This window comes from Campylobacter sp. MIT 97-5078 (genome assembly GCF_006864455.1).
In the GTDB taxonomy this organism is placed as follows: Bacteria; Campylobacterota; Campylobacteria; order Campylobacterales; family Campylobacteraceae; genus Campylobacter_D.
The window spans coordinates 75,410-89,046 of sequence record NZ_QHLK01000004.1; the positions used below are offsets into that span (position 1 = coordinate 75,410).

At 34.5% G+C, this 13,637-nt stretch carries 13 protein-coding genes and 1 pseudogene; 6 read left to right on the forward strand and 8 right to left on the reverse strand.

The window, feature by feature from the left end; all coding sequences use genetic code 11:
- Position 1: 1 nt before the first annotated feature.
- The gene (ppk2, locus tag DMB91_RS03230; RefSeq protein WP_034903599.1) at positions 2-859 is read right to left on the reverse strand and encodes a polyphosphate kinase 2; all 858 of its coding nucleotides are present in this window, start codon (positions 857-859) and stop codon (positions 2-4) included.
- A gap of 193 nt (positions 860-1,052) precedes the next feature.
- Here ppk2 and dsbD point away from each other — a divergent pair, with 193 nt between their 5' ends.
- Both dsbD and DMB91_RS09280 read left to right on the forward strand, forming a co-directional pair.
- Complete coding sequence (gene dsbD, locus DMB91_RS03235) at positions 1,053-2,729, forward strand: protein-disulfide reductase DsbD (protein ID WP_034902493.1); 1,677 nt, start codon at positions 1,053-1,055, stop codon at positions 2,727-2,729.
- Positions 2,730-2,738: 9 nt separating this feature from the next.
- Positions 2,739-2,804, forward strand: a pseudogene (locus DMB91_RS09280) (hypothetical protein); the annotation flags it as partial.
- Positions 2,805-2,814: 10 nt separating this feature from the next.
- On the opposite strand, the gene DMB91_RS03240 reads toward DMB91_RS09280, so the two are convergent.
- The 3 genes from DMB91_RS03240 to grpE form a co-directional block, all read right to left on the reverse strand.
- Entirely contained in the window at positions 2,815-3,336 is a 522-nt protein-coding gene (locus DMB91_RS03240) for a DNA-deoxyinosine glycosylase (RefSeq protein ID WP_034902495.1), read from the reverse strand.
- A 299-nt stretch (positions 3,337-3,635) separates the two neighbouring features.
- Entirely contained in the window at positions 3,636-5,504 is a 1,869-nt protein-coding gene (gene dnaK, locus DMB91_RS03245; RefSeq protein WP_034902497.1) for a molecular chaperone DnaK, read from the reverse strand.
- Between the two features lie 63 nt (positions 5,505-5,567).
- Positions 5,568-6,092, reverse strand: a complete 525-nt coding sequence (grpE, locus tag DMB91_RS03250; RefSeq protein WP_034902501.1) for a nucleotide exchange factor GrpE — start codon at positions 6,090-6,092, stop codon at positions 5,568-5,570.
- 265 nt (positions 6,093-6,357) lie between these two features.
- On the opposite strand from grpE, the gene DMB91_RS09065 reads away from it, so the two are divergent.
- The gene (locus DMB91_RS09065; protein ID WP_260604872.1) at positions 6,358-6,492 is read left to right on the forward strand and encodes a hypothetical protein; all 135 of its coding nucleotides are present in this window, start codon (positions 6,358-6,360) and stop codon (positions 6,490-6,492) included.
- Here DMB91_RS09065 and DMB91_RS03255 read toward each other — a convergent pair.
- From DMB91_RS03255 to DMB91_RS03270, 4 genes are read right to left on the reverse strand one after another with little or no spacing between them, the layout of a single operon-like run.
- Entirely contained in the window at positions 6,485-6,706 is a 222-nt protein-coding gene (locus DMB91_RS03255; RefSeq protein WP_034902504.1) for a hypothetical protein, read from the reverse strand. The genes DMB91_RS09065 and DMB91_RS03255 overlap by 8 nt on opposite strands.
- Before the next feature lie 9 nt (positions 6,707-6,715).
- Positions 6,716-7,747 carry a DHH family phosphoesterase gene (locus DMB91_RS03260; RefSeq protein WP_034903602.1) on the reverse strand — a complete coding sequence of 344 codons (1,032 nt, stop codon included), beginning with the start codon at positions 7,745-7,747 and terminating at the stop codon, positions 6,716-6,718.
- Positions 7,748-7,763: 16 nt separating this feature from the next.
- On the reverse strand, positions 7,764-9,914 hold the full coding sequence (gene flhA / locus DMB91_RS03265; protein ID WP_034902507.1) for a flagellar biosynthesis protein FlhA: 2,151 nt from the start codon (positions 9,912-9,914) through the stop codon (positions 7,764-7,766).
- Positions 9,915-10,316, reverse strand: a complete 402-nt coding sequence (locus DMB91_RS03270) for an Rrf2 family transcriptional regulator (protein ID WP_034903605.1) — start codon at positions 10,314-10,316, stop codon at positions 9,915-9,917.
- 351 nt (positions 10,317-10,667) lie between these two features.
- On the opposite strand from DMB91_RS03270, the gene rpsO reads away from it, so the two are divergent.
- The 3 genes from rpsO (at position 10,668) to DMB91_RS03285 (ending at position 13,590) form a co-directional block, all read left to right on the forward strand.
- Entirely contained in the window at positions 10,668-10,940 is a 273-nt protein-coding gene (rpsO, locus tag DMB91_RS03275) for a 30S ribosomal protein S15 (protein WP_034902510.1), read from the forward strand.
- 409 nt (positions 10,941-11,349) lie between these two features.
- On the forward strand, positions 11,350-12,465 hold the full coding sequence (locus DMB91_RS03280) for an ABC transporter substrate-binding protein (protein ID WP_143116803.1): 1,116 nt from the start codon (positions 11,350-11,352) through the stop codon (positions 12,463-12,465).
- Between the two features lie 15 nt (positions 12,466-12,480).
- Positions 12,481-13,590, forward strand: a complete 1,110-nt coding sequence (locus DMB91_RS03285; protein WP_143116804.1) for an ABC transporter substrate-binding protein — start codon at positions 12,481-12,483, stop codon at positions 13,588-13,590.
- Positions 13,591-13,637: the final 47 nt, after the last annotated feature.

The following is a 13,637-nucleotide window of genomic DNA, read 5'->3' on the forward strand; positions in this document are numbered from 1 at the left end:
CTTATTTTTGATCAAGTTTTTCAAATTTTTCATCACTTCTGTTAAGATTAGTTTCCATTTTGCGAATTTCATCTTCTCCACTTCGCACTAAGTTCTTATCTACTGGCTTTATATCCTTGCTTTTGCCCGTATAATCAACTTTATTGAGTATGGTTCTAAAGACATTAAGCCTTGCTTTTTTCTTATTGTCTGAACCTATGATAGTCCAAGGGTTTTTTGGCGTATTTGAAGCAAGAAGCATTGAGTATTTTGCGACAGTGTATTTATCCCAAAGCTGTTGGGATTTTTCATCTACCGAAGAGAGCTTGTATTGCTTTAAAGGATCTTTTCTACGACTATCAAAACGTTTTTTTTGCTCTTCTTTAGACACTGAAAAATAGAATTTAAACATGATAATGCCACTATTGACAAGCATTTCTTCAAACAAAGGCACTTCTCTTAAAAAATGTTTATGCTCAGCTGGGGTGCAAAAACCCATTACCGGCTCAACTCCAGCTCTATTATACCAGCTTCTATCAAAGATCACGATCTCACCAGCTGCTGGCAAGTGTGAAACATAACGTTGAAAATACCACTGCGTCCTTTCTACATCACTTGGCTTTTCAAGAGCAACGACTCTACAACCCCTTGGATTTAAATGCTCTGTAAGGCGTTTAATTGAGCCTCCTTTGCCTGCTGCGTCTCGTCCTTCTGTGAGGATTAAAACCTTTAAGCCCTTATCTTTAACGAAATTTTGGAATTTCAAAAGCTCGATTTGCAAGGTTTTGAGCTCCTTTTCATATTTGAGCGTGCTTTTTTTAACCTTTATGCTTACATACTCATCTTTTTTGTCATTTTGTGTTTTTTGATCCTTTGGCATATTATTTTTTTCTTTTTTTGCAAGCAAATCCTCTTGATTTTTAGGCTTTGACTCATTTTTACGTGTCAAATGTTTTGTGCTTTTTGGCTCAGGTTTTGGTGATGTCATGTGCAAATCTCCTTGAAAAGTATTCTTTTAAATTTACCATAAAAAACTATAATTAAAAATAAAACAAGATATAAATGAGAACTTAATGCGTATTTTTCTGATATTTTTCTTTTTTTTAAATCTAAGCTGGGCTGAATTTTTACAGCCAAATGAAGCATTTAAATTGCATTCTTATGCTGATGAGGTAGGAGTTTATTTTGATTTTAATATCGCTGATACGATTTATTTGTATCAAAAAGAGCTTAAAATCAAGCTTGATGATAAAGACATTACTGCTTTGCTTAACCTGCCTGCAAGCGTTAAAAAAAACAACGAACAAAGATATTATGCGAATTTAGAGCTTTTTATCCCACAAATTTTACTCAAAAAAGAACTCGCTAGCAAAAATGAGGCTTTATTAGAACTTTCATATCAAGGCTGTTCTGAAGCTGGGTTTTGCTACCGCCCCTTGAAAAAAAGTTTTACACTAAAGCAAAATCAAGGCATTTATGCACTTACTGAACTTATAAACACAAAGAATATAAAAAAGCAAAATGAATTTAATAAAGATGGCTTTTTTCTTACTTTGTTAAGCTTCTTTGGGTATGGACTTTTACTTTCACTTACCCCTTGCACCTTGCCGATGATCCCCATACTTTCATCACTCATACTTGCAAAAAGCACGCAAGCACCGAGTAAAAAACGAGCCTTTTGGCTTTCTTTTATCTTTGTGTTTTTTATGTCTTTAGCTTATGCTTTAGCTGGCATTGCTACAGCCTTGCTTGGTGCAAGTGTGCAAGGCTTTTTGCAACATCCTTTAGTGCTTGGCTTTTTTGCTCTTATTTTTGTGCTTTTAGCCCTTGCTTGTTTTGGGGTATTTCAGCTTCAAATGCCAAGCAAGATACAAAATTTCATCATCAAAAAACAAAACTCAAAAACAAAAGGTGTGCTTAGCCTTGCAACTATGGGCTTTTTATCAGCTCTTATCATAGGACCTTGCGTAGTTGCACCTTTGGCTGCTGCTTTGCTTTATATCGCAAAAAGTGCTGATATAGTGCTTGGTGGGGCTTCTCTTTTTGTTTTGAGTTTTGGCATGGGCATTCCGCTTTTATTTGTAGGGCTTGGGCTTGGATTTTTAAAAGCTGGAATATGGATGCAAAGGGTCAATGTCTTTTTTGGCTTTTTAATGCTAGCAATGGCAATTTGGCTGTGTTCTCGCTTTTTAGCTATGCCTTATATACTCATAGCTTTTGGGGTGCTTGGGGTATTTTTTGTAAGCTTTATGGGAATTTTTGATAGGCTTGATTCAAACTACGCAAAGGCTAAAAAAGCTATTTTAACGCTTATTTTAGCCTATAGTTTGAGTTTATTTTTAGGGGGATTATTTGGCGGAAAAAGCCTTTTAAATCCTTTTCATTTAAATTTTAGTGCTTCAAAATTACAAGCTTTAAACTCGCTTGAGTTTGAAAATATTACCAATCTTAATGAGCTTGAAGCAAAATTACAAAGCAAAAAACCGATCTTGCTGTATTTTACAGCTTCTTGGTGTGAAAACTGCAAGCTTTTAGATACTTTTACTTTTTCAGACAAAAGAGTGCAAGAGCTTTTGCAAAACTATGCCTTGCTTAAAATCGACATTAGCAAAGGCGATGATGAAGAACTTAAAATGATGAAAAAATTTGAAGTCTTTGCTCCACCTGTTATGTTTATCTTTAAAGATGGCATAAAAAGAGAACAAATCATCGGTTTTGTAGGAGCCGATGAGTTTTTAAATTCACTTTGAAATTGAAATAAAGGTAAAAATATCTTTGATAGTTTTGATTTTGTAAATGGCAATATCTTATTTGTTTTAACAGCTTTATAGTAAGCTAAAGATAGGCTTTGATGAGTTTATACTCATGAACGAGTTCTTCTAAGCTAAAACGAGCATTTGCACTTGAACTTGAAGGCAGAATATGATAAGAAAGCTTAGGATAGACCTGCTTAAAATGTGCATAAAAATGACAAAAGCCTTTGTGAGCGGTTTTTCCTGTAGTAAAAATAGCTTTTATAGGGGCTTTTTCAAGCACTAAATTTAAATCATTTGCTGTGGTATTTTTATCCTTTAGCCTTATGCTTTCATCTTTTGACTTTGTTATATCACAGCTTTTAAACATATCCCAAAGGGCTATTTTTTGAGTTTTTAAAAAGTCTTTTTGGACATTTTGCATGCTTAAACTTTTAGGAGATAAATCAAAAAGAAGCTCTAAAATTTGATAAAAGCGATTATTTTTATTTTGATAATAAAAGCCTAATTCTCTTGATTTAAGCGAGGGAAAGCTACCAAGTATTAAAATCCTTGAGTCTTTATCAAAAAATGGTTTGAAAGGGTGGTATAAAAGCATTGTTATCCTTTATAAAACTTTTAATTTTAATCATAATCAAGTCATACTGAAGAATAACTTAAAACTCTTAAAGCATATAAACTCTAAGCTAAAAAATAAATTACAAAAGACAAAGATTAAATTTAAGCTTTAAATGCCATAAATTTTAAAAGCAAAGCTATATTAGAGCCATAAAAAGAAAGTTAATATATAATTAAGTTTAAATTAAGAATAAATTTGCAAGCACATATTTTGGTATTTAAATTTCAAAAGCTAGAGTTTAAAAATGAAATTTGGGGCAGTTAAACTGCTCCAAATTTTAAGGTTTATTCTATTTCAGCGTCGATAACATCATCATCTTTTTTCTTTTTATCATTTGCTGTGGCATCATCTTTTTTATACATACTCTCAGCAAGTTTATGAGAAACAGCACTTAAGTTTTTTACCTTTTCTTCTATTTCTTCTTTGCTTGCATTTTCATTTTTAAGTAGTTCTTTAAGCTCATTTAAAGCCTTAGTGATATTGTTTTTATCTTCCTCGCCTATTTTTTCACCAAGCTCGCTTAAAGATTTTTCAACTTGATGCACTAAAGCTTCGGCTTGATTTCTAGCTTCTACAGCTTCTTTACGTTTTTTATCCTCTTCTTTGTGAAGCTCGGCATCTTTGACCATTTTTTCAATTTCTTCTTCACTTAAACCGCTTGAGCCTGTGATTTTGATCTCTTGAGCCTTGCCTGTAGCCTTGTCTTTTGCTGAAACAGTTAAAATACCATTGGCGTCTATATCAAAGCTCACTTCAATTTGTGGCATACCTCTTGGAGCTGGTGGAATGCCCTCAAGATTGAAATTTCCTAAGGATTTATTATCGCGACTAAATTCTCTCTCGCCTTGTAAGACATTGATAGTTACCGCACTTTGATTATCTTCAGCTGTTGAGAAGGTTTGTTCTTTTTTAGTTGGTATAGTTGTGCCTTTTTCTATGATCTTAGTCATCACTCCACCTAAGGTTTCAATGCCTAAAGATAGCGGAGTAACATCAAGCAAAAGCACATCTTTAACATCGCCTTTTATCACAGCACCTTGAATAGCTGCACCAATGGCTACAACCTCATCAGGATTCACGCCTTTATTAAGCTCTTTGTTAAAGGCTTTTTTCACTTCTTCTTGCACCAAAGGCACGCGAGTTGAGCCACCCACCATGACAATTTCTTTTACTTCATCTTTATTTAATCCTGCATCTTTTACCACTTCATTGATCTTTGAGATAGTCTCGCCCACAAGGCTTTCTATCATACTTTCAAATTTAGCACGAGTGATTTTTTTCACAAGGTGTTTTGGACCGCTTGCATCAGCTGTGATAAAAGGTAAATTAACCTCTGTTTCAGTGGCTGAACTAAGTTCTTTTTTAGCTGTTTCAGCTGCTTCTTTAAGCCTTTGTAAAGCCATAACATCATTTTTTAAGTCTATGCCTTGTTCGTTTTTAAACTCGCTTGCTAGAAAATCTATAAGCTTATTATCAAAATCATCGCCCCCTAAGAAAGCGTCCCCTCCAGTTGAAAGCACTTCTACGACATTATCGCCTGTTTCAAGCACAGTAACATCAAAGGTTCCTCCACCTAGATCATATACGACTATCTTTTCGCTTTCTTTTTTATCAAGCCCATAAGCAAGTGCAGCTGAAGTTGGCTCGTTGATGATTCTTAAGACATTAAGCCCAGCTATGGTTCCAGCTTCTTTTGTCGCCTTTCTTTGAGCGTCGTTAAAATACGCTGGCACAGTAATTACCGCATCAACGACTTGTTCGCCTAAAAAGGCTTCAGCATCTTCTTTAAGCTTCATTAAAACCTTAGCTGAAATTTCTTGAGGAGTATAAACCTTGCCAGCGATTTCAACCGCACAAGCACCATTTCTATCCACTATATGATAAGGCAAGCGTTTTTCAGCTTCCTTAGCCTTGTCCTCATTAAACATAAGCCCCATAATCCTTTTTATAGAATAAATAGTCTTTTCAGGGTTTGTTACAGCCTGACGCTTTGCACTATCGCCTACTAAAACCTCGCCCTTATCAGTAAAAGCTACAACTGAAGGGGTTGTGTTTTTGCCTTCTTTGTTTGGGATCACCTTGCTTTCGCCTCTTTCAAAGACAGCTACGCAAGAATTTGTTGTTCCTAAGTCTATTCCTATAACTTTTGCCATTGTTTATCCTTTTTTAAATTTTTTTAAAATCTATTTTTAAACTCGTATCTTTAAAGATACACCTTATTTTGCCACGCTTACTTTAGCTGGACGTATGATTCTATCTCCTATTTGATAGCCTTTTTGAAGCACTTGTATGATGGCTCCACTTTCATGCTCGCTACTTTCTTGATGAAACATAGCCTCATGTAAATTTGGATCAAATAAAACCTTAGCCTCAATTTGCTTGATACCATGCTTTTCAAGCTTTTTAAGAAATAAATCTAAAGTATTTTTCACTCCTTCTTTGATTTTCTCACTCACTTCATCTTTAGCCTCAACACTACTTGCTGCTTCTAAGGCATCGATTACATCAAGTAAATCCTTTGCAAAGCCTTCGTTTGCATAAGCTAGAGCTGAAGCTTTTTCTTTTTCCATTCTTTTTTTAATATTTTCAAATTCAGCATTTGCTCTTAAATACCTATCTTTTAACTCAGCATTTTCAGCTTTTAAGCTTTCAAGTTCGTTTTGCTCCTCGCTAGCTAAATTTTCAGCCTCGTTTGAAGTTTCAAGATTTTGTTCTTGATCTAAGTGTTCTTCTTCTTTCACTACGCCTCCTTTTTACCACTTATTTAGGCAATATTTATTTTTAAATTTAAAGGTATTATACAACATTGAGTGTATTAATGTCAAGTATTTTTTACAAAAAATTAAAAAAAATTATTTAATAAACTTTAGTCTATATAACTAAATATACATTAGCAATATAAACTAATATATAATATTAAGTAAGATTTATCGTTATTTTTGGATACAAATAAAAAGTTTTATGATATAATCTTGCCTATGCAATATATTTTGAAAAGGTTTGGATATGAAAAATTTAAGTGTTCAAGAAAAAAAAGACCTTGATTCTTGTGTTTTTAGCTCTTTGGGGCAGGTAAAAAAGCTAAGTTTGACAGGGCTTTGGCTTAAAATAAAAAAAATTTTCTTTAAAAATACTAATTAAAAAGCTCTTGATGATGGGTTTTGAGGTATTTTATCGCTTTTAAAACTTCATCAACCCCTTCTTTATCATCATCTTCTTCGATTTTGTCAATGCATTCTATGTAATTTTGCACAGCTTCATCAAGTTTGGTTTTCTTTACTCCAGCTGTTATAAGCAAAGCTTCTAAGACTATATTAAGTTCATATTGCAACGCTTCAATTTCTTCTTGTTTCATTATTTTTCCTTAAATTTGAGTTTTTGAAATGATTAAATCTTGAATTTGAGCCTTAATCAACGCATAATTTGCACTCTCTTTAAAAGCTGCAAAAAGCCCGCCACTTGCGTTTTTATGCCCTCCTCCACCAACAAGTTTTTTCGCCATTATACTTACATCAACCTTGCCATTTGCCCTAAAACTCAAAGTTTTTTTAGAACTTACATCGATGAAAAAGTCAAAATCCGGATTTTTTACCAAAAAATCATTGCCTATAACCGAGGTATTGCCTATATTTGAAGTAAGTATGCCCTTATGATTTTCATAATAAATACAGAATTCTTCTTTTTTCTTGCTTAAAAGCTCGACAACAAAAGCACAAATGAGATTGATTAAAGTATCATTTTTATCTTTTCTAAAATACTCTTTTTTAAGAAAGTGAAGAGCGTCTTCAAGGGCAATATGAGCTTGATCCTTGTCGATAAAAGTTTTGGCTTTGTTCAATAAAAAAAACATATATTCGATGTTTTGCTCCCTAAACATAACTCGATTAAGCTCCTTAGCTGTAGCGATCATACTTAAAAACACCTTGCCAAGCTCAAAGTCTTTTTCATCTTTAAGCCAAATATCTATAGCATTAACCACACTAACAAAACGCCTCAAAGACTCATTTGGCGTGCAAATTCGGGTAAAAAAATCATACACAATCTGACTTGCACTTCTCTTCTCATCCATCACATACCAAGCAAATTCCTTCATACACTCAAATCCACTTTGATGATGATCAAGTAAAATAAGCTTTGCGTTTTTATCTTTTAAAGCATCTTGAAATTCTTCACATTGTGCTAGAGTTAAATTCAAATCACTGATTAAAACCATACTTTTTGCATTGCTATCTTGCTCTAAGTTTGCATTAATCTCGCTCAAAATCACATAAAAATTATCACTAATCTCTTTACCATAATTTGAATTATAAAACACGCAATCCTTAAAATAAAAATGAGTGATAAACTGGCATACATAGCCGTCTAAATCTGTATGTGAAAGATGATATATTCTCATTATTTCTCCCATAATTCTATAATTCTATCTTGATAACGCCTTCGGTTTCAAAATTTGTATTTTCAGCAATCTCGCCAAAACTTAAGACAACAACATTAATATTCATATCCTTGCATAGTTTGGCTATATCTTTTCTTAGTTGAGGCTCAACACAAAGCACAAAAGGTTTGATTCTTGTTTTCGCACTTTGCTCGACTTCTTTTCTTAACGCGTCGATTAATGCTCCAGTTTGAGTAACATTGATCATCAAATGATAAGTGCCATCCTTAAACTGCAGGCTTTCTATAAGCTTTGCTGAACTTGCAGAGTCAAGCATATAAATGCTTAAAACGCCTTTTTCATCTAAATACATATTTGTAATTACCCTTGCTAAAGAAGCGCGTACATGTTCGATGATAAGATCAAAACTCTTGCTTACCTCAGCAATATCAGTTAAAGCCTCAAAAATAGTCAGCAAGTCTTTGATAGGAATTTGATAACGTAGCAAGTCTTTAAGCACTTTTTGTATCATACCCACACTTGCGACTTTCAGACAATCCTCAACGATGACAGGATAATCTTTTTGCATTTTATCAATAAGCCCTTGCACTTCTTGACGCGTGAGCAATTCACTTGCGTGTGTTTTAATAAGCTCACTCATATGCGTTGAAATCACGCTTGCTGGATCAATGATAATATAGCCATTTAGCGTTGCTTCATCTTTTAAATTCGCATCTATCCAAAGGGCGTCTGAATTAAAAGCTGGCTCTTTTGTAGCTATACCTTCAACCTCTTCAGTGATAAAGCCACTATCCATAGCCAAATACTTATCAGGATACACCTCAGCACTGGCAATAACCACGCCTTTAAGCTTAAAATTATATTCATTTGGCTTTAAAGCAAGATTATCACGAATGCGAATTTTTGGCATTAAAAAGCCCAAAGTTTGAGCAATCGAACGACGCATAGAGCGAATTCGTTCAGTAAGCTCACTTTCTGCGAGGCGAATAAGCCCATATCCTAGCTCAAGCTCCAAAATTTCAAGTTTGAGTATATCGCCTATGCGGTGTTCTTCTTCCTTAATGATCTCCTCTTCGCTTTTCTTTACAGGGGTAGCAGCTTTTGCTTTCTCTTCAGCCTTAATTTTTTTCGTATCTACGGCTTGAATTTTTCCTTCTTTGACTTGTTTTGTCAAATAGCCAAGCGCTAAAAACACCAAAGCCATAAAGCCTAAAGATAAAGTTGGCAAACCCGGCACCAAAGCGAATATAAAAAGTATAAAACCTACAATTAAAAGTGTTCTGTATTCACTTAAGAGCTGATTTAAAGAGCCTTCTGCAAAATTTTCTTCATCTTTACTTGCACGAGTGATGATAATCGCTGTAGCCGTTGAAGTGATGAGTCCGGGAATTTGAGACACAAGTCCATCACCTATAGTAAGTATAGTATAAGTTGCCGCACAATCAGCCAAAGGCATATCATGTTGAAAATAGCCGATTAAAAAGCCACCTATAAGATTGACTATAGTGATGATGATCCCAGCAACTGCATCGCCTTTGATGAATTTGCTCGAACCATCCATAGCACCGTAAAAATTGGCTTCTGAAATAATCTCTTGTCTTCTTGTTCTTGCGGTTTGTTCATCAATGAGTCCTGCATTTAAATCCGCATCTATTGCCATTTGCTTTCCGGGCATCGCATCAAGCGTAAAACGAGCTTGCACCTCAGAAACTCTAGTGCTACCCTTAGTAACAACCATAAAATTAATCAAAACCAAGATAGTAAAAACAATGATACCAATAACATAATTTCCCCCGACCACAAATTCGCCAAAAGACGCGATGATTTCGCTTACTTGTGCTGGTCCGTTTTGCCCTTCACTTAAAATCATACGCGTTGTGGCGATATTTAAAGCCAAACGAAAAAGTGTGATAATAAGGATAAGCGTTGGAAAAGTTGTTAAATCAGTAGGTTTTGCTATATAGATAGAAATGAGTATGATTAAAACTGAAATAGCAACGCTAAGTGCCAAAAAAAAATCCAGCACAGGAGCTGGCAAAGGCACGATGATAATAGCAAGTATGCAAACGATAAAGCCAACTATCGTCAAAGACTTTGCTTTAACAACAGGTGCTATTAAAGGTCCTAGATAAGGGACAACAAGATCAATGATTTTTCTTTTTGCCATTTATGACTTTTTGATGATATCAGCTAAACTTACTGATTTTAAATGCTCGTTCATCTTCTCTTGCAAGTCCTTTAAAACCGGTAGCATATAGCATTTATCGCCTTTTTGGGTGGGACATACACCTTGAGAGCATTCAAAAACGCTGACTTGTTTTTTTTCTGCACTATCAACTATCTCTTTAAGTGTATATTCCTCAGGCTTTTTCACTAAGGTAAAACCACCCTTTGCACCCTTATAAGAGTGGAGCAAGCCGTCTTTTGCAAGTCCTTGCAAAATTTTAGCCAAAAAGCTTCTTGAAATATCAAGTTCAAAAGCCATAGTCTCAACATCTTGGGGTTTATCTTTATCACAGATATAAATCAAAGCAAGTAAAGCATACTCGCTAGCCCTAGTAAAAAGCATAGAACTTCCTTTAAAAATAAAATAAAATGGCTTATTATAGCAATTTTTTCTTAATTTTCGCCCTTTTTCAATAAATTTTAAAGCTTTATAGACCGCGTTGCAAAAAGAAAAAATAAACAGCAAACAATCAAAATAATGAATAAAATTTAAAATAAATAACAAAATCCTTAACACTTTAAAATCAGGTTATTTTGCTAATCAATTAGCTTGCAATGAGAACTTGAAGCTTTGATTTATTTTACCAAACCTTACAACGATAAAAATCAATCATTTAATTTTCTAATTTTCAGCTTTATTTAGGTTTTTTAGGTTATAATCACGTTTTTTAAAAATACCAATCAGGAGGTCAAAATGGCTTTGGATTCGGCTCAAAAAGCTCAAATTGTTGCGAAATTCGCTAGAAAAGAAGGAGATACAGGCTCTACTGAAGTTCAAGTTGCACTTTTAAGTGCAAGGATTGCTCAACTTACAGAACACCTTAAAGTTTTCAAAAAAGACTTTTCCTCAAGATTAGGACTTTTAAAACTTGTAGGACAAAGAAAAAGACTCTTAGCTTATCTTAAAAGAAAAAATTACCAAAGTTATAGCAAGCTTATCACTGAGCTTAACTTAAGAGATAAATAAATTCAAGCTCATCGATTTGATGGGCTTTTAAACTCATACAAACTCAACCTAAAATACTGCAAATTGACTTTATTTTTTGCTTGGAATTTATGTTTTTTAAGTTTTACATTTTTATAAGCTTTATGTTTTTTAAAACCTTGCTTAAAAACACTAAAAAACAAATGTAGCCTTTTTGCTCTTTTTGAACAAGTAAAGATGATTTTAAAGCTTTTTTGATTTATTTCCTTTGAATTTATGCTATAATGGACTTTCGTTTTTTAGAATTTAACGGGTTTGTAATGTGTAAGCTTTTCATAAATCATAATTATGATAAAAAAGTTTTCATCAGCACCCTGCTTCGCTAATCGTTGTTTTTCTAAAAAACTTTAAATTTATTGACACAAAAATTCATTCTTAAGGAGGATTAGTTATGAAAAAAATTCATTTTATTTTAGGTGCTTTGGCTTTAGCTAGCTCGCTTTTTGCCAAAGAGGTCCAAATCGGCGTTGTCTTACCACTCACGGGTTCGATTTCAGCATATGGACAAGATGTGCTTGCAGGTATTTCACTGGCAAATAAACTCTATCCAAAAATGCAAAACAATGATGAGGTAAAACTTGTCATCATTGATAGTAAAGGCGATAAAATTGAGAGTTCAAACGCTGCAACAAGGCTTGTTTCTCAAGATAAAGTCATCGGAATTATAGGCGAAGCGATCACTACAAATACTATGCAAGTGATCTCAATAGCTGAAAGCAAAAAAGTGCCAATGATTGCACCAGTTGCTTCTGGAGATAAGCTTTTAAACAAAAAATCCTACTCAAGCAGAGTCTGTTTTATGGATAGTTTTCAGGGTGAAAAATTTGCAGATTATGCCAGCAAAGAGCTTGGCTTAAAAACAGCAGCTTTAATCGTTGATCAAGCTAATGTGTATTCTTTAGGCTTGGCAAAGGTATTTGAAACTAAATTTAGTCAAAACGGCGGGAAAATCGTCAAAAAATTTACCATTTCAAGCGGAGACAAGGACTTTAAAGCTATAGCTTCTCAACTTAAAAACTTAAATGCTGATTTTGTGTATATGCCTATTTATCACCCAGAAGCTGCATTAATCGCTAAACAAGCAAGAAGTATAGGCTTTGATAAACTTATAAGTGCAGGCGATGGGGTAAATAATCAAACTTTCATCGAGCTTGGAGGTTCAGCTGTAAATGGTGTGATCTTTACAGACAGCTTTGACGCACATAATCCAAGCACACAAACAGGCAAAGATTTTATCAATGCCTATGAAAAAGAAAAAGGCAGCAAAGAAGTTCCAGCCTTTAGTGCTATGGGAGCTGATGCGTATCTTGTGATGTTAAGAGCCTTAAATGCTTGCTCAAGCAATCTTACTAGCGAATGCGTTAATAAAGAAATTCATTCAACCAAAGACTTTCAAAGTGTAGGCGGTGTGATTAACATAGATGCAAGCGGTAATGCTTCTCGCTCTGTGGTGATTAAAGAGATAGTTGATGGCAAACAAGTGTTTAAAAGCACTATTATGCCTTAATTGAAAGGAAAAAATATGAAAAAAGTATTAAACTTCTTGCTCCTTTCTAGCCTTGCTCTTTGTGCAAAAGAGCTTAATATAGGCGTGATTATGCCTTTAAGTGGGGCTACTGCGGCGTATGGACAAAGTGCTTTAGAAGGCATTAAGCTTGCAAATTCGATGAAAAATAAGCTCAACAATGGCGATGAGATCAAACTTGTAATCGTTGATACTAAAGGCGACAAGCTAGAAAGTGCAAATGCTGCAAATCGTCTCATCTCAAAGGATAAAGCTCTAGGACTTATCGGCGAAATGGTAACAGCAAATACCTTGCAAGCCATATCAGTAGCAGAAAACAAAAAAGTGCCTCTAATCGCACCAGCTGCGACAGCTGATAAGCTTTTAAACAACAAACACTACGCAAGTAGAGTATGTTTTATGGATAGTTTTCAAGGCTCAGCTTTAGCAAGTTATGCTTATACAAAACTAAACTACAAAAATGCCGTGATTGTGAGCGATCAAAGCACAGATTATTCTTTAGGCTTAAGCAAGGCTTTTGAAAAAGAATTTCAAGCTAAAGGCGGTAAAGTCCTAGCCAAGCTTCGAGTAAGCTCAAAAGAAAAGGACTTTAAAGCTCTTATTGCTCAAATTCAAAACCTAAAACCGGATTTTGTATATCTGCCTTTGTATTACAGCGAAGCCTCACTTTTCGTGCGTCAAGCTGCTGCAACTGGACTTAAAGTGCCTTTTGCTTCAGCTGATGGCGTAGCTGATGAGACTTTTATCCAACTTGCAGGAGAAGCAAGCGAAGGGCATCTTTTCACAGATAGCTTTGATTCAGCTAATCCTCCAACTCAAGCAAGCAAAAATTTTATCAAGCTGTATGAAAGCAAGCACTCAAGCAAGGAAGTGCCAAATTTCACGGCTATGGGAGCTGATGCGTATCTTGTGATGTTTGAAGCTATGCAACAATGTGTGCCAAACTTAACAAGTGAATGTATCAATGAAAAAATTCATTCAACGAGTAATTTTGAAGGCGTTTCAGGCGTAATTAGCATAGATAAAAGCGGAAATGCTAAACGCTCTTTGGTGCTTAAAGAGATCAAAGATCAAAAACAAATCTATAAGGACTTGATCAATCCTTGATTTGATAAATACTAAGCTATAAAATGCCAAATTTTATAGCCTCAAAA

Excerpts from the sequence above, each read along its gene's own strand:
- rpsO (WP_034902510.1), top strand. The coding sequence starts at position 10,668 with ATGGCTTTGGATTCGGCTCAAAAAGCTCAAATTGTTGCGAAATTCGCT.
- ppk2 (WP_034903599.1), bottom strand. The coding sequence starts at position 859 with ATGCCAAAGGATCAAAAAACACAAAATGACAAAAAAGATGAGTATGTA.
- DMB91_RS03255 (WP_034902504.1), bottom strand. The coding sequence starts at position 6,706 with ATGAAACAAGAAGAAATTGAAGCGTTGCAATATGAACTTAATATAGTC.
- DMB91_RS03280 (WP_143116803.1), top strand. The coding sequence starts at position 11,350 with ATGAAAAAAATTCATTTTATTTTAGGTGCTTTGGCTTTAGCTAGCTCG.
- DMB91_RS03260 (WP_034903602.1), bottom strand. The coding sequence starts at position 7,747 with ATGAGAATATATCATCTTTCACATACAGATTTAGACGGCTATGTATGC.
- dnaK (WP_034902497.1), bottom strand. The coding sequence starts at position 5,504 with ATGGCAAAAGTTATAGGAATAGACTTAGGAACAACAAATTCTTGCGTA.
- flhA (WP_034902507.1), bottom strand. The coding sequence starts at position 9,914 with ATGGCAAAAAGAAAAATCATTGATCTTGTTGTCCCTTATCTAGGACCT.
- DMB91_RS03270 (WP_034903605.1), bottom strand. The coding sequence starts at position 10,316 with ATGCTTTTTACTAGGGCTAGCGAGTATGCTTTACTTGCTTTGATTTAT.
- DMB91_RS09065 (WP_260604872.1), top strand. The coding sequence starts at position 6,358 with ATGAAAAATTTAAGTGTTCAAGAAAAAAAAGACCTTGATTCTTGTGTT.
- DMB91_RS03285 (WP_143116804.1), top strand. The coding sequence starts at position 12,481 with ATGAAAAAAGTATTAAACTTCTTGCTCCTTTCTAGCCTTGCTCTTTGT.
- dsbD (WP_034902493.1), top strand. The coding sequence starts at position 1,053 with ATGCGTATTTTTCTGATATTTTTCTTTTTTTTAAATCTAAGCTGGGCT.